Here is a 14862-nt window from a genome sequence, read left to right on the forward strand (position 1 = left end):
CGACGGTTTCGTTCACAAAGCGGCGCGGTGACGCGCCGCTTTGCGTTGTGCGCGGCTTTAGCAGCGCCTATTGAACCAGCACTCACGGCAACGTAACGTTGCGGTCTTGGTGTTTTAAAGTCACCCGCCGGGCGGATGGCATCAGGCACCTTCGTCCGCTGATGGATAATCCATGACCCAGATCTACTCCCGCATCGTCGGCACCGGCAGCGCCTTGCCGGAACGTGTTCTTACCAATGCCGATCTTGAAAAATTCGTTGATACCAGTGACGAATGGATTCGCGAGCGCACCGGCATTCGCCAACGTCATGTCGCTGCCGACGGCGAAACCACGGGGGATCTGTCCACGCTGGCCGCGCAGCGCGCGCTGGAAGCGGCCGGCGTCAAGGCCTCCGAGCTGGATCTCATCGTGCTGGGCACCACTACGCCCGACATCATTTTTCCTTCCACTGCGTGCCTGGTGCAGCATCGCCTGGGTGCCAACGGCTGTGCCGCGTTCGATGTGAACGCGGCTTGCTCGGGTTTCGTCTACGCCTTGGGCGTGGCGGACAAGTTCATTCGCAGCGGCCAGTCGAAGAAGGTGCTGGTGATCGGCGCCGAAACGCTGACCCGCATGGTTCGCTGGGAAGAGCGCGAAACCTGCGTGCTGTTCGGTGACGGCGCCGGCGCGGTGGTGCTGGAGGCATCCAGCGAGCCCGGCATCTATGCCACCTGCCTGCATGCGGATGGCGGCTATAAGGAGCTGCTCTGGAATCCGGTAGGCGTGTCTGTCGGTTTCAGTGACGAGGAGCCCAATCACGGCGTGCGCATTCGCATGGCCGGCCGTGAGGTGTTCAAGGTGGCGGTGAGAACGCTCGACTCGCTGGTCGAGGAAACGCTCAAGGCCGGCGGCATGGAAGCCTCGCAACTGGATTGGCTGATTCCGCACCAGGCCAATCTGCGCATCATCGAAGCCACCGCGAAGCGGTTGGGTATGCCGATGGAGCAGGTGATCGTCACCGTGGACAAGCACGCCAATACCTCGGCGGGTTCCGTGCCGCTTGCGCTGGATTTCGCCGTGCGCTCGGGCAAGGTGCAGCGTGGGCAGAATCTGCTGCTTGAAGCCTTCGGCGGCGGCTTTACCTGGGCTTCCGCGCTGCTGCGATACTAAGAGCCGTCATTCCCGCGTAAGCGGGAATCCATTTTGATCTGATGCAAAAAAGACGCAAAAAGCAAAATGGTTTCCCGCTTGCGCGGGAATGACGGCCGTACATAGGCTGGTCTTGCATCCCAGCCTATGTACTGCTGCGTACGTCGTGTGTTCATGGCACCATTCCGCTTTTCCAGATGGATCGCGCCCGTTCATGACTCAATCGTCCGCATCGCTTGCTTTTGTGTTTCCCGGCCAGGGTTCGCAGTCGGTCGGCATGCTGGCCGAATTGGCTGCAGCCCATGGCGAGGTGAAGGCCGCGTTCGACGAAGCCTCACAAGGCGCCGGCACCGACCTGTGGGCACTCAGCCAACGAGGGCCTGAGGATCAGCTCAATCGCACCGAAAACACGCAACCTGCCTTGCTTGCGGCCAGCGTGGCGGTGTGGCGCGTGTGGCAGAAGCTTGGTGGTGCATGTCCGGCGCAACTGTCCGGGCATAGCCTGGGTGAATACAGCGCGCTCGTTTGTGCGCAAGCCTTGTCGTTGCACGACGCTGCAGCGTTGGTGGCCGAGCGCGGCCGTCTGATGCAGGCGGCGGTGCCTGCGGGCGTCGGGGCGATGGCCGCGATTCTCGGTGGTGACGACGCACAAATTGCGGCCGTGTGTGAAGAGGTTTCGCAGGGGCAGGTGGTGGCGCCGGCCAATTACAACTCGCCGGGCCAGCTGGTGATTGCCGGTCACGCTGAGGCGGTGGATCGCGCGCTGGCGAAGCTTGCCGAGCAAGGCGTCAAGAAAGCGGTGAAGCTGGCTGTATCGGTGCCTTCGCATACTGCGTTGATGCGCGAAGCGGCCGACAAGTTGGGCGCCCGCATGACCTCGATCGCATGGCAACTGCCTGCGCTGCCGGTGGTGCAGAACGCGGAAGCGCGCAGCTATGCCTCCTTGGAAGAAATTCGCGGCGCCTTGCAGCGCCAGCTTTATCTGCCGGTGCGCTGGAGCGAGTGCGTGCAGGCTCTCGTTGCGGGTGGGGCCACGCGCTTGGTCGAATGTGGCCCGGGCAGGGTGCTGGCAGGTCTGATCAAACGTATCGACAAGAGCGTGGAAGCCCGCTCCATCGGTACTTCCGCCGAACTCGATGCCGTGCGCAGCGAGTGGACCTGAAGGAAGCTCTGATTTATTCAGAGCTTCCGCAGTGCACGGATGCACTGCCCACCAATCAAGCGCGTAAGTGCTTGATTGGTGGTAGCCGCGTGCGGACATGTGCCGCGCGCGGCGCGTCTAAAAAATCCAGGATGGGTTTTTTAGACCTTTCCAAGACGCCCCCAATTTCGAATCAAGCCTCCCCGAAGGACAGCAAGCATGAGCACACTGCAGGGTGAAATCGCATTGGTCACCGGCGCCAGCCGCGGCATCGGCGCGGCCATTGCCGACGAATTGGCCAGCATGGGCGCCACCGTCATCGGCACTGCCACCACAGAGGCGGGCGCTGCGGCGATCGAGGCGCGGCTCGCTGCGCAGGGTGGCCGGGGTCGGGTCCTGAACGTTACCGAGGCGGCTTCCGTGGAGGGGCTGATCGAGGACATCGCCAAGCAGCATGGCTCGGTGTCGATCCTGGTCAACAACGCCGGTATCACGCGTGACCAGTTGCTGCTGCGCATGCGCGATGAGGACTGGCAAGCCATCCTGGATACCAATCTCACGTCGGTGTATCGCCTGTCCAAGGCGGTCATGCGCGGCATGATGAAGGCGCGCAAGGGGCGCATCATTTCGATCGCTTCGGTAATCGGCCTTACCGGCAATCCGGGGCAGGCCAATTACGCCGCGGCAAAGGCGGGCATCATCGCGTTTTCCAAGTCGCTGGCGCGTGAGATCGGTTCGCGCGGCATCACCGTCAACGTGGTGGCGCCGGGCTTCATCGACACCGACATGACCCGCGGCCTTCCGGAAGAGTCCAAGCAGGCCCTGCTGGGCCAGATCGCGCTGGGCCGGTTGGGCGAGGCGAGCGACATCGCCAAGGCGGTGGGCTTCCTGGCTTCGCCGGCCGCCGCCTACATTACCGGTGAGACTTTGCATGTGAACGGCGGCATGTACATGCCTTGAGCCGGGTAGGACATGGCGGTGGCCCGCGCCGGCCGGACTGGCCGATTTGAAGCGCGCCGATCCGCCGGTGGGTAGCGAAAAAACGAAAAAGGTCGTCACGGAGCCCGTTTTGGGCGACAATCGGCCGCTTCGCGGCGCGAGTCATCCGCGTCGGCTGGTATTCCTGGCATAATTGGCGGCTTCGCGGCTTAGCCACTACAATGCCGCAGACTTTGCCGGAGGAAACCCGGCAAACGGACTAATTTCCCCTTGGGAGGCAAAGGCAACATGAGCACCATCGAAGAACGTGTCAAGAAAATCGTCGTCGAGCAGCTTGGCGTGAAAGAAGACGAGGTCAACTCGAACTCTTCGTTCGTAGACGATCTGGGCGCGGATTCGCTGGACACGGTCGAACTGGTGATGGCGCTCGAAGAGGAATTCGAAACCGAAATTCCCGACGAGGAAGCCGAAAAGATCACCACCGTGCAGCAGGCCGTCGATTACATCAAGGCCCACACCAAGGAGTAATCCGCGTGGCGGGGCGGCGCACACTTTCGTCCCATCCATCCACGTAGCAAAACCGGAAGCTGCGCCATCTCGGCGCAGTTTTCGTTTCTGCAATTTGTAACGTCCGATCCCGTATGGTGTGCCGGATTGGTACGCATCGCGAGCACGGAAGGAATGCCTTGTGGCTGATCCTTCCCGAACCAGCTAGGAATTCGATCCATGAGCAAACGACGTGTGGTAGTGACCGGCATGGGCATCATTTCGCCGGTTGGCAACGACATCGCCACCGCCTGGAACAACATCCTCAAGGGTGTCAGCGGCATCGGACCGGTTACGCATTTCGACGCTACGGCTTATGCCACACGCATGGCCGGCCAGGTGCGCGATTTCGATCCTGCGCAATGGATCGCGCCGAAAGAAATCAAGAAAATGGATCCGTTCATCCACTACGGCATCGCCGCGGGCACGCAGGCCCTGCGCGACTCCGGGCTGGAGGTGACGGAAGCCAATGCGCCACGCATTGGCGTGGCAGTCGCCGCAGGCATCGGCGGCCTGAACACCATCGAAGACACCTCGATCGAACTGCATGAAAAGGGGCCGCGCCGCGTGTCGCCGTTCTTCGTGCCCAGCTCGATCATCAACATGGTGTCGGGGCACCTGTCGATCATGTTTGGCCTGAAGGGGCCGAACATCGCTTGCGTCACCGCTTGCACTACGGGTTCGCACAACATCGGCCTGGCCGCGCGCATGATTCAATACGGCGATGCCGACGTGATGTTGGCCGGCGGTGCCGAATTCGCGACCACCGGTACCGCCATGGCGGGCTTCTGCTCGGCCAAGGCGATGTCCACCCGCAACGACGAGCCGACCAAGGCGAGCCGTCCGTGGGACAAGGATCGCGACGGTTTCGTGCTGTCCGATGGCGCCGGTGTGCTGGTGCTGGAAGAGTACGAACAAGCCAAGGCGCGCGGTGCGAACATCTACTGCGAGCTGGTCGGCTTCGGCATGAGCGGCGATGCGTACCACATCACCGCGCCCAGCGAGGGCGGCGAAGGTGCGGCGCGCTGCATGGTTGCCGCGCTGCGCGATGGCGGCATCAATCCGACCGATGTGCAGTACATCAACGCACATGGCACCTCTACGCCGCTGGGTGATCTCGGCGAAGTGCTGGCAGCCAAGAGTGTGTTCGGCGACCACGCGTACAAGCTGGCGATGAGTTCCACCAAGTCCACCACCGGCCATCTGCTGGGTGCCGCCGGCGGTGTGGAGGCGATCTTTACCATCCTGGCGATGCGCGATCAGGTGCTGCCGCCCACCATCAACCTCGACCAGCCGGGCGAGGGCTGTGATCTGGATTTTGTGCCGCATACCGCACGCGAAGCGAAGCTCGATCTTGCCATCTCCAATTCGTTCGGCTTCGGCGGCACCAACGGCACGCTTGCTTTCCGTCGTATCTGACGTTGAGCGGTATCGTTCGCAGTTTTGCCGGCCGGCGCGATCTGCTCGCGCCGGCCGCTGCTTTTCCGGAACGCTATCCGGCCTTGCTGGAGAGCGTGACACGCGCGAACGCGCACGCGCGTTACGACATTCTGTTCGCCTTTCCGCAATCTACGCTGACACTAACGTCCGACGGGCTCGTGCACGAGCCCGATGGGCGCGTGCATGCCGGCCGTTTTCTTGACGCGCTTGATGCGGCGTGGCGTGCAGAGCGTTTGCCGCAGGGCGTCAATGACGGGCTACCCTTCCATGGTGGCTGGGTACTGCTGTTGGCATATGAGCTGGCGGCGGAAATCGAGCCGACGCTGCGCTTGCCTGTTTCGCAGCAACTGCCGGTGGCGCTGGCAGTGCGCTGCCCGGCGGCGATCATCGTCGACCATCTGCGCGAGCGCACCATTCTGATCGCGGAAGCCGGGCAGGAAGCCCTGCTCGATACGATGGAAGCCGACCTTTCCGCCATGCCCGAGATAGCGCCGCTCGCGCTTCCGGAAGCGATCGAGGAAGATGCGCCTCAGCGCTTCCTGGATGGTGTGGCGCGCGTGCACGAACACCTGCATGCCGGTGATCTGTTCCAGGCCAATCTTTCACGAGCATGGCGGGCCCGTTTTGCACAGGCTCCTGCCGCCACCAGCCTGTATGCCGCCTTGCGGCGCGCCAACCCGGCGCCGTTCGCCGGGTTGCTGCAGCAGAAGGATTGGGCGGTGGTCAGTTCGTCGCCGGAGCGGCTGGTCGAAGCGCGCCATGGCCTGGCGCAAACGCGGCCGATCGCAGGCACGCGTCCTCGCGTGGCTGGCGATGACGATCTTGCGCGCATCCGCGAACTCACCGCGCATCCCAAGGAGCGCGCCGAGCATGTGATGCTGATCGACCTGGAGCGCAACGATCTGGGGCGCGTGTGCAAACCTGGCACGGTGGAAGTGAACGAGCTGATGGTGGTGGAAAGCTACGCGCATGTGCACCACATCGTTTCCAACGTGCGCGGACGATTGCGTGAGGGTGTTACCCCGGGTCAGCTGATCGCGGCGACGTTCCCGGGCGGTACCATCACCGGCTGTCCCAAGGTGCGCTGCATGGAAATCATCGCTGCCCTGGAAGACGCGCCACGCGGCGCCTACACCGGTGCGCTTGGCTACCTCGACCGCAACGGTGACCTGGATCTGAACATCCTGATCCGCACGCTGAGCTTGCATGGGCATGAGGTTAGCTTGCGCGCGGGCGCAGGCATCGTGGCCGACTCCGATGCGGCCAGGGAGCTGGATGAAACGCGAGCCAAGGCACGCGGCATGCTGCGTGCCTTGGGAGTGGCCGGCTGATGATGCTGATCAATGGCCAACCATCCGACAGCGTCTCGGCGCTCGATCGCGGCCTTAGCTATGGCGATGGCTTGTTCGAGACGATTCGCTTCGAGCAGGGTGCGGCGCCGTTGTGGGCCAGGCATATGCAGCGATTGGTTGCCGGCTGTGAACGTTTGCGCATACCCCAACCCGATGCCGAACTGCTTTGGCAAGAGGCACAGCAGGCTAGTGGCGGTCAGACGAGATTCGTCTTGCGCATCACCGTGACGCGCGGTCTGGGGGAGCGAGGTTATGCGCCGCCGGCGGTGGCTTTGCCAACCCGCATCGTTGCCGCTTTTCCCGTGCCGGTGATATCCAACGAACTTTATACCGACGGTATCCGGCTGCACCGTTGCCGTACCATGCTGGCGGATCAACCGCTGCTGGCTGGCATCAAGCATCTCAATCGCCTGGAGCAGGTGCTGGCGCGAGCCGAATGGAGCGACCCCGGCTTCGGTGAAGGGCTGCTCTGCGATAGCCATGGGCATGCGATCTCGGCTACCGCCGCGAACCTTTTCGCGGTCGTCGATGGCGTACCGGTCACGCCAGCGCTGGATCGCTGCGGGGTGGCCGGGGTGGCCAGGGCGGAGATGCTGGCGGCCTTTCCACAATGCCAGGTGCGGGATTTGCCGCTGGGCGAAGCCTTGCGCGCTTCCGAACTCTTCCTCAGCTCCAGCGTTCGCGGCATCCTGCCGGTTCAGGCGGTGGGCGATAACGTGTACGCTCCCGGTCCGGTCGGCCGAGCCATGCAGCAGCATTGGCTCGATTTGGGGTTTAGGGATGCTCTGGCCTATTCCACGCGCCCGGCATGACGTCCAGAAGGCCCGCAGGGTGGGTCGCGCGGCACAGGGCAGACTGGCCGTCTGTTCAAGCCGCGGGGCACACCCTGCGGGCCTTCTGGACGTCACCCCGTCTTAAAATTCAAAATGTTGGGGCCGCACTGTATGCGCGTCTGGCTGCGCCCCAGCGTCTAGACAGACAGCCAGTCTGCCTTCGCCACTGGGGCGCAGCCAGACGCGCATACAGTGCGGTGACGGGTGCGTGGAATAGGCCAGAGCATCCCTAAATGGAGCAAGCATGAGTCTAGGCGTTGCACAACGGGGGCGCGTTTCTTGGCGCGCGCTGCTGGCGGTTCTGCTGCTGGTGTTCGTAGCTGCAGCCGGCTGGTTCTGGCTCAGTTTCACGCGTTTCGCCGTGACGCCGCTGCGCGTCAACGCAACGGGCGAAAGCGTCGACATCGGGCGCGGCACGAGCTTCAAGGACATCGTGCATCAGTTGCGTTCCCAAGGCCTGACCACCTCCGCCCCGCTGTATTGGCGTGTGCTGGCGGAGAAAATGCGCGTGGCCGGTCGTCTGCATGCGGGTGAGTACGCCCTCACCCCCGGCATCACGCCAACGGATCTGCTCAACGCCATGGCGCAGGGCAGGGTGATGCAGCGCGACGTCACCATCGTCGATGGCTGGACCTTCCGCGACGTCTTGCAGGCCCTGGCCAAGGCCGACAGGCTGAAGCACGAAACGGCCGTCCTCGACGATGCCGCCATCATGCGCAGGATCGGCGCACCGGACGAAAAGCCGGAAGGACGTTTCCTGCCGGAAACCTATGCTTACGTAAAAGGCGACAGCGATCTGGACGTCCTGCGCCGCGCGCACGAAGCCATGAGCAAGACGCTGGCGGCGCTGTGGGCGCAACGCGATCCAAGCGTGCCTTTCGCCACGCCGTACGATGCCTTGATTCTTGCCTCGATCGTCGAAAAGGAAACCGGCCGTGCGGATGAACGTCCACGCGTTGCCGGCGTCTTCATCCGCCGCTTGCAGAAGAACATGCTGTTGCAGGCCGATCCTACCGTGATTTACGGCATGGGCAGCAGTTACGCGGGCAGCATCCACAAAAGCGATCTGATCACTGATACGCCGTACAACACCTATACGCGGACCGGCTTGCCGCCTACGCCGATCGCAATGCCTGGCAAGCCGGCGATCGAGGCGGTGTTGCATCCTGCCGCCGGAAATGAGCTGTACTTCGTAGCGCGTGGCAACGGCACGCATATATTCGCCAGCACATTGGAAGAGCAGAACCGCAATGTCGCCTGTTACCAGCTGAAGCGTTGCCAATGAGCCGGCGCGGACGTTTCATTTCCCTGGAAGGTGGCGAAGGCGCGGGCAAGAGCACCTTGCTCGCCGGTTTGCATGCGCATTTGGCGCGGCAAGGCGTGAACTTGCTGCAGACGCGCGAGCCTGGCGGCACGCCGTTGGGTGAAACGATTCGTGCGCTCGTGCTCGATCCGGCTCATGCCGCCATCGGCGCGGAAAGCGAATTGCTGCTGATGTTCGCTTCGCGCGCGCAGTTGGTGCGCGAATGCATCGTGCCGGCGCTGGAAGCAGGGCAGTGGGTGCTGTGCGATCGCTACGTCGACGCCAGCTATGCGTACCAGGGTGGCGGACGCGGTCAGCCGATCGAGCGCATTGCCGAACTGGAGCGCTGGGCGTGCGATGGCGTAAAGCCGGATCTCACGCTGCTGCTCGATCTGCCGGTTTCGACCGGGCGTGCGCGCGCCGCCGGCCGCGGTGCGGCCGACCGCATCGAGGTAGAGGCCGATGGGTTCTTCGAGCGCGTGCGTCAGGCCTATCGCGAACGCGCGCAGGCCGAGCCGCAACGTTTCCGTGTGATCGACGCCAGTCTGTCGCAGGATCAGGTGCTGGAAGCAGCTATTGCCGCGACGGCGCATCTGTTCGAGGCAGGCCGATGAGTATTCCGTCCTGGCACGTCGAGCATTGGGCGCGTCTGCAGGCACGCCGCCAGCGCGATGCCTTGCCGCATGCGCTGTTGCTGTGCGGTCCGCAGGGCCTGGGCAAACGCGATTTTCTCCGCCGTTTCGTGCGCGGCCTGCTTTGCCAGCATCCGCACGAAGGCGACGCTTGCGGCACCTGCCGTAGCTGTCTTTTGTTCGATGCCGGCACCCATCCGGACTACGTCGCGCTGAGCTACGGTTTACGCAAGGATGGCGTGCAACGCCAGGACATCGTGGTGGATCAGATTCGCGAACTCTCCGCGCGGCTTGCCACGGCCAGTCAGTTCGGCGGTTGGCAGATCGCGAGTATCGATCCGGCCGATGCGATGAACCACGCCGCCGCCAATGCCCTGCTGAAGACGCTGGAAGAGCCCGCTACGCAGACCATGCTTGTGTTGGTGGCTGACGCGCCCTGGCGAATGCCGGCCACGATCCGCAGCCGTTGCCAGCGGATCGACTTCCAGTTGCCCAAGCAGGAGGTGTCTCTGGCCTGGCTGCAGGAAGCCGGTGTGCGCGATGCCGAAGTCGCGCTCGCCGCGGCGAGTGGCAATCCCGGTCTTGCGCGGCTGTGGGCGGAACAGAATGCGCTCGCCAAGCGCCAGGAGGTTCGCAAGGATCTCGCCGCGCTGGCTTCAGGGCGCGGTGACGCCATGGCGATGGGCAAGCGCTGGCTGGAAGATGCCCCGGAGCAGCGCCTGTGGTTTGCCGCGCAGGCGGTTGCGGATGAAATGCGCGCCCGTGCCTGCGCGCAATCCGCACCGCTGTCCAGCGCCCTGGACGGCGAAGGTTTGGCGGCCTGGTACGAAGCGGCCAATCGCACGCGTGAGGCTCTGCGTGGGCCTCTGCGTGGCGACCTGTTGCTGCTGGAGTTGCTGGGACGCTGGCACTGATGCAGCCGTGGCACGTCCCGGCGCGAACCCGCCTGCTGGCGGTGGCGCCACATCCGGACGATGAGACGCTGGGGTGCGGAGTGCTGCTGCAGCAGGTGCTGGCAGCAGGCGGCGAGGTGCGCATTCTGTTGCTCACCGATGGCGACAATAATCCCTGGCCGCAGCGCTACCTCGAACGGCGCCTGTTCATTGACGGCGCGGCGCGTCGGGCCTGGGGCATTCAGCGGCGTGAAGAAGTGATGCAAGCCCTCGGACGCTTGGGCGTGCCGGCGGCTGCGCTGCAACCGTTGGGTTGGCGAGACATGGAAGTGACAAGCCGGTTGGGCGAGGATATGGTCGGCTCGGTCGCGTCGATCCGCGCCGCTATCGAGGCATTTCGGCCAAGCCTCATCGCCGTCCCGGCGTTAGGAGATAGCCATCCCGACCATGGTGCCGCGCATGTGCTGAGCCGGCTCGCGCTGGCCGAGATGGAGTCGGCGCCCCAACTGCTTGCCTATCCCATCCATGGTGCTGCGCAAGCGCGGGGCTATTGGACCTTGCCGGAGGCTACGTCCGAGCAGCACGAGTGCAAGCTGGCGGCGCTGGCTGAGCACCGCACCCAGATGGCGCTGAGCGGGCGGCGGATGCGACGTCTGGCAGATGGTCCCGAGCGCTATATACAGGTGGCGGGCGAGGCGGCAAATGGGTACCTGCCCTGGAGGCCCCCGCTACCGCTGCAGCGATGGCTGCGGCTGCTGGTGGCAACGTCGGCCGGGGTGCGTGACTGGCCATGGCCAGAGGCACCGGTGGCGCGCGATGCCAGCGGGGCATGGCGGCTGCAGCGGTCAGGGGCGGGGCCTGCATTCGTGAAGCTGCACCTGGACTGGCCCTCGCCCTGGATCTTTGATCACTGGGGCTGGTGCGAGGTTTGAGGGATTTTTCGCTATCGGCAAGCGTTGGATACCCGTGCGCATGGCGCTCGCTTTCTGAGCAGCACGTCTTTGCGTACATCAAGTCGCATGGTTAGGATGTACCTTTACACCGCTAGTGCTTTTTCAGGGGAGCAGGCATGAACCCGGTCGCCGCCCGCCAGGGCATCATCTCGCTGAAATTCAAGGACACGGCTTCGCTGTACAACTCGTACATGCCGTTCCTGAAGCACGGTGGCCTGTTTGCTCCCACCGCCCAGCGCTATTCGCTAGGTGACGAAGTGGTGCTGCTGATCAGTCTGATTGACGAAAGCGAGCGTCTGTCGGTGGCCGGCAAGGTGGTATGGATCACCCCGATCGGCGCGCAGGGCAACCGCACGGCCGGCATCGGCGTGCAATTCAACGATTCGTCCGATGGCGAAGCGGCGCGCGGCCGCATCGAGGCCCTGCTGGCGGGAGTGCTCAATTCCGAGCGCGCCACCCAAACCATGTAGCGGTCGATTCGCTCCACACCGATACGCGCAAAAGCTTGCGCGCGCGGCGGCACTTTCCTCAAGGGAACAAGCTTCGTCGGGAAAAACCGCCTTTGCTTGCAAGAAACGTCCCAAGTCCCGTCAGATAAGGCTTGTCGGCCCACCCATGCCCGCTGATACAATGTCGTGATCCCCGGGCTCGGCCCGAGGATCGTCGAGCGTCCGCATCGGGATTCACCGTGCTGGGCAGCCCGCTGATTTGAATTTCCGGACCGTTTGCCCCAACGGCCGCTGATGCACTCATGTGGTGCGGAGGTATTTGAACCGTGCTCGCCGAATATTGGCCTGTTCTCCTGTTCCTAGGCGTTGCCACAGGGCTAGGTGTCGTCCTCCTGATCGTCGGCCTGCTGGCCGGCCCTCGCCGTCCGGAGTCGGAGAAACTCTCGCCGTACGAGTGCGGCTTCGAGGCCTTCGAGGATGCGCGCATGCAGTTCGACGTGCGCTATTACCTCCTCGCCATCCTCTTCATCATTTTCGATCTGGAAATCGCCTTCCTGTTTCCCTGGGCGGTGGTGTTCCAGCACATCGGCATCGTCGCGCTGATTGAAATGGCGCTGTTCCTGTTGCTGCTGGTGGTCGGTTTCGCTTACGTGTGGAAGAAGGGAGCACTGGAATGGGAGTGATCTCCAGCATTGACCGGGTGATGCACAACCCGCAGCCGTTGAACCTGGTGGACGATATCCTGCGTCCGGCCGGGGACAATCCGGTCATCCAGCGCGGTGTCGTCACGACGTCGGTCGATGCCCTGATGAACTGGGCGCGCACCGGCTCGATGTGGCCGATGACCTTCGGTCTCGCCTGCTGCGCGGTGGAAATGATGCATGCCGGCGCCGCCCGCCTGGACCTGGACCGCTACGGCGTGGTGTTCCGCCCGAGTCCGCGCCAGTCCGACGTGATGATCGTGGCCGGTACCCTGGTCAACAAGATGGCGCCGGCGCTGCGCAAGGTCTACGACCAGATGCCCGACCCGAAGTGGGTGATCTCCATGGGCAGCTGCGCCAATGGCGGCGGCTACTACCACTACTCGTATTCCGTTGTACGCGGCTGCGATCGCATCGTGCCGGTGGACATCTACGTGCCGGGCTGCCCGCCCACGGCCGAAGCGCTGATCCACGGCATTCTGCAGTTGCAGAAGAAGATTCGTCGTACCAGCACCATCGCGCGTTCCTGAGGCGCAGTCAGTCATGAGTGATACGAAAACCAACTCGCTGGTCGAGCGGCTTGCTGCGCGATTTGGCGATAAGCTCACCGTCTCGGTCAGCCATGGTGCCGTAACGGCCGTGGTCGAGGCAGCCAATCTGCTGGCCGTTGCCACCGCATTGCGCGACGAAGCGGGCTTCCGCTTCAGCGAACTGGTCGATCTGTGCGGCGTCGATTACCTCGGTTACGGCCAGACCGAGTGGGACACCACCGACGTCTCCGGCAATGGTTTTTCGCGCGGTGTGGAAGGCGAGGCGCTCGGCCGCTTCACGTGGGCTGACCGTCCGCGCGAGGTGTCGATTCCGAATCGTTACGCATCGGTATTCCACCTATTGTCGATCGAGCTCAATCAGCGCCTGCGCGTACGCGTGTTCTGCGCCGACAACGATCTGCCCGTGGTGCCCTCGCTTACCGGCATCTGGCCGGGCGTGAACTGGTTCGAGCGCGAGTCCTTCGATCTGTTCGGCATCATCTACGAAGGGCATCCAGACCTGCGCCGTATCCTCACCGACTACGGTTTCGTCGGCCATCCGTTCCGCAAGGATTTCCCGCTGATCGGCAACGTGGAAGTGCGCTACGACCCCGAGCAGAAGCGCGTGATCTACGAACCCGTGTCGATCGAGCCGCGCGTGCTGGTACCGCGCGTGATCCGTGATGACGCCGACCTGATGCAAGCGAAGGCGGAAGCCGCCGACCATTGGCGGGAGAACTGAGCATGTCCGCACAAGAAATCCGCAACTACACGATGAACTTCGGTCCGCAGCATCCGGCCGCGCACGGCGTGCTGCGCCTGGTGCTGGAGATGGACGGCGAAACCGTAGTGCGCGCCGATCCGCACATCGGCCTGCTCCATCGCGGTACCGAGAAGCTGGCCGAGTCCAAGCCGTTCAACCAGTCGATCGGCTACATGGATCGCCTCGACTACGTGTCGATGATGTGCAATGAGCACGCCTATGTGCGCGCCATCGAAACCCTGCTGGGCATCGAGGCGCCGCTCCGCGCGCAGTACATCCGCACGATGTTCGACGAGATCACTCGTATCCTCAATCACCTGATGTGGGTGGGTTCGAACGCGCTCGACCTGGGCGCCATGGCGGTGTTCCTGTACGCCTTCCGCGAGCGCGAAGAGCTGATGGACTGCTATGAGGCAGTCTCCGGCGCGCGCATGCACGCTACCTACTACCGTCCGGGCGGTGTCTACCGCGATCTGCCGGGGAAGATGTCGCAGTACCGTGAGTCGCCCTGGCACAAGGGCAAGGACCTCAAGCGCCTCAATGCCTGGCGCGAAGGCTCCATGCTCGACTTCCTCGATGCCTTCACCGCCGACTTCTCCAAGAAGGTCGACGAATACGAAGAGCTGCTCACCGAAAACCGCATCTGGAAGCAGCGCACCGTCGGCATCGGTGTGGTGTCGCCGGAAATGGCCCAGCAATGGGGCATGACCGGTGTGATGCTGCGCGGCTCGGGCATTGCATGGGATCTGCGCAAGAAGCAGCCGTATGCCAAGTACGCGGACGTGGATTTCGACATCCCGGTTGGCGTCAACGGCGATTGCTACGACCGCTACCTGGTGCGCATCGAAGAAATGCGCCAGTCCAACCGCATCATCAAGCAGTGTGCCGATTGGCTGCGCGCCAACCCCGGTCCGGTGATGGTGGAAAACTTCAAGGTCGCGCCGCCCAGGCGCGAGGCCATGAAGGAGGACATGGAAGCGCTGATCCACCACTTCAAGCTGTTCACCGAAGGCTACGGCGTGCCGGCCGGCGAAACCTATTGCGCGGTCGAAGCGCCCAAGGGCGAGTTCGGTTGCTACCTGGTTTCCGACGGCGCCAACAAGCCCTTCCGTGTGCACCTGCGTGCGCCGGGTTTTGCGCATCTCTCGTCGATGGATGTCCTCGTGCGTGGCCACATGCTGGCCGACGCGGTGGCAGTGATCGGCACCTATGACCTCGTGTTCGGCGAAGTCGATCGCTGAGCGTAAGAGGATAAGCA

At 63.5% G+C, this 14862-nt stretch carries 16 protein-coding genes; all 16 read left to right on the forward strand.

All coding sequences use genetic code 11. From position 1 onward, the window contains the following. Nucleotides 1-172: 172 nt before the first annotated feature. Entirely contained in the window at nt 173-1150 is a 978-nt protein-coding gene (locus tag QQJ96_RS02845; RefSeq protein ID WP_284330426.1) for a beta-ketoacyl-ACP synthase III, read from the forward strand. Between the two features lie 193 nt (nt 1151-1343). After that, nucleotides 1344-2291, forward strand: a complete 948-nt coding sequence (gene fabD, locus QQJ96_RS02850; protein WP_284330427.1) for an ACP S-malonyltransferase — start codon at nt 1344-1346, stop codon at nt 2289-2291. Between the two features lie 198 nt (nt 2292-2489). Beyond that, nucleotides 2490-3230: a 3-oxoacyl-ACP reductase FabG gene (gene fabG / locus QQJ96_RS02855; protein WP_284330428.1), complete on the forward strand. Its 741-nt coding sequence runs from the start codon at nt 2490-2492 to the stop codon at nt 3228-3230. A 267-nt stretch (nt 3231-3497) separates the two neighbouring features. Next, nucleotides 3498-3737 carry an acyl carrier protein gene (gene acpP / locus QQJ96_RS02860; protein WP_126682822.1) on the forward strand — a complete coding sequence of 80 codons (240 nt, stop codon included), beginning with the start codon at nt 3498-3500 and terminating at the stop codon, nt 3735-3737. A gap of 198 nt (nt 3738-3935) precedes the next feature. Next, a complete protein-coding gene (fabF, locus tag QQJ96_RS02865) occupies nt 3936-5174 on the forward strand; it encodes a beta-ketoacyl-ACP synthase II (protein ID WP_284330429.1) in 1239 nt (412 codons plus the stop codon). 2 nt (nt 5175-5176) lie between these two features. After that, nucleotides 5177-6526 carry an aminodeoxychorismate synthase component I gene (locus QQJ96_RS02870; protein WP_284330430.1) on the forward strand — a complete coding sequence of 450 codons (1350 nt, stop codon included), beginning with the start codon at nt 5177-5179 and terminating at the stop codon, nt 6524-6526. Continuing rightward, a complete protein-coding gene (gene pabC, locus QQJ96_RS02875; protein WP_284330431.1) occupies nt 6526-7359 on the forward strand; it encodes an aminodeoxychorismate lyase in 834 nt (277 codons plus the stop codon). Before QQJ96_RS02870 ends, pabC begins: the two co-directional genes overlap by 1 nt. 265 nt (nt 7360-7624) lie before the next feature. Beyond that, entirely contained in the window at nt 7625-8665 is a 1041-nt protein-coding gene (mltG, locus tag QQJ96_RS02880; protein WP_284330432.1) for an endolytic transglycosylase MltG, read from the forward strand. Next, complete coding sequence (gene tmk / locus QQJ96_RS02885; protein WP_284330433.1) at nt 8662-9297, forward strand: dTMP kinase; 636 nt, start codon at nt 8662-8664, stop codon at nt 9295-9297. Before mltG ends, tmk begins: the two co-directional genes overlap by 4 nt. Continuing rightward, complete coding sequence (gene holB, locus QQJ96_RS02890) at nt 9294-10229, forward strand: DNA polymerase III subunit delta' (RefSeq protein WP_284330434.1); 936 nt, start codon at nt 9294-9296, stop codon at nt 10227-10229. The genes tmk and holB overlap by 4 nt, the downstream gene beginning before the upstream one ends. Beyond that, nucleotides 10229-11140, forward strand: coding sequence for a PIG-L deacetylase family protein (locus QQJ96_RS02895; protein WP_284330435.1), 912 nt, complete (start codon nt 10229-10231; stop codon nt 11138-11140). The genes holB and QQJ96_RS02895 overlap by 1 nt, the downstream gene beginning before the upstream one ends. Nucleotides 11141-11277: 137 nt before the next feature. Then, entirely contained in the window at nt 11278-11631 is a 354-nt protein-coding gene (locus QQJ96_RS02900) for a PilZ domain-containing protein (protein WP_284330436.1), read from the forward strand. A gap of 305 nt (nt 11632-11936) precedes the next feature. Next, complete coding sequence (locus tag QQJ96_RS02905) at nt 11937-12293, forward strand: NADH-quinone oxidoreductase subunit A (RefSeq protein ID WP_115496169.1); 357 nt, start codon at nt 11937-11939, stop codon at nt 12291-12293. Next, nucleotides 12284-12841, forward strand: a complete 558-nt coding sequence (locus tag QQJ96_RS02910) for a NuoB/complex I 20 kDa subunit family protein (protein WP_284323005.1) — start codon at nt 12284-12286, stop codon at nt 12839-12841. Before QQJ96_RS02905 ends, QQJ96_RS02910 begins: the two co-directional genes overlap by 10 nt. Before the next feature lie 13 nt (nt 12842-12854). Next, nucleotides 12855-13583 carry an NADH-quinone oxidoreductase subunit C gene (locus QQJ96_RS02915; protein ID WP_284330437.1) on the forward strand — a complete coding sequence of 243 codons (729 nt, stop codon included), beginning with the start codon at nt 12855-12857 and terminating at the stop codon, nt 13581-13583. Nucleotides 13584-13585: 2 nt separating this feature from the next. After that, on the forward strand, nt 13586-14845 hold the full coding sequence (locus QQJ96_RS02920; RefSeq protein WP_284330438.1) for an NADH-quinone oxidoreductase subunit D: 1260 nt from the start codon (nt 13586-13588) through the stop codon (nt 14843-14845). Nucleotides 14846-14862 lie beyond the last annotated feature (17 nt).

The sequence above is a fragment of the Dyella flagellata genome (genome assembly GCF_030160275.1).
Classification (GTDB): domain Bacteria; phylum Pseudomonadota; class Gammaproteobacteria; order Xanthomonadales; family Rhodanobacteraceae; genus Dyella_B; species Dyella_B flagellata.

Bases quoted from the DNA above. Each gene is read 5' to 3' on its own strand.
- QQJ96_RS02845 (WP_284330426.1), top strand. From the start codon at position 173: ATGACCCAGATCTACTCCCGCATCGTCGGCACCGGCAGCGCCTTGCCG.
- fabD (WP_284330427.1), top strand. From the start codon at position 1,344: ATGACTCAATCGTCCGCATCGCTTGCTTTTGTGTTTCCCGGCCAGGGT.
- fabG (WP_284330428.1), top strand. From the start codon at position 2,490: ATGAGCACACTGCAGGGTGAAATCGCATTGGTCACCGGCGCCAGCCGC.
- acpP (WP_126682822.1), top strand. From the start codon at position 3,498: ATGAGCACCATCGAAGAACGTGTCAAGAAAATCGTCGTCGAGCAGCTT.
- fabF (WP_284330429.1), top strand. From the start codon at position 3,936: ATGAGCAAACGACGTGTGGTAGTGACCGGCATGGGCATCATTTCGCCG.
- pabC (WP_284330431.1), top strand. From the start codon at position 6,526: ATGATGCTGATCAATGGCCAACCATCCGACAGCGTCTCGGCGCTCGAT.
- mltG (WP_284330432.1), top strand. From the start codon at position 7,625: ATGAGTCTAGGCGTTGCACAACGGGGGCGCGTTTCTTGGCGCGCGCTG.
- tmk (WP_284330433.1), top strand. From the start codon at position 8,662: ATGAGCCGGCGCGGACGTTTCATTTCCCTGGAAGGTGGCGAAGGCGCG.
- holB (WP_284330434.1), top strand. From the start codon at position 9,294: ATGAGTATTCCGTCCTGGCACGTCGAGCATTGGGCGCGTCTGCAGGCA.
- QQJ96_RS02895 (WP_284330435.1), top strand. From the start codon at position 10,229: ATGCAGCCGTGGCACGTCCCGGCGCGAACCCGCCTGCTGGCGGTGGCG.
- QQJ96_RS02900 (WP_284330436.1), top strand. From the start codon at position 11,278: ATGAACCCGGTCGCCGCCCGCCAGGGCATCATCTCGCTGAAATTCAAG.
- QQJ96_RS02910 (WP_284323005.1), top strand. From the start codon at position 12,284: ATGGGAGTGATCTCCAGCATTGACCGGGTGATGCACAACCCGCAGCCG.
- QQJ96_RS02915 (WP_284330437.1), top strand. From the start codon at position 12,855: ATGAGTGATACGAAAACCAACTCGCTGGTCGAGCGGCTTGCTGCGCGA.
- QQJ96_RS02920 (WP_284330438.1), top strand. From the start codon at position 13,586: ATGTCCGCACAAGAAATCCGCAACTACACGATGAACTTCGGTCCGCAG.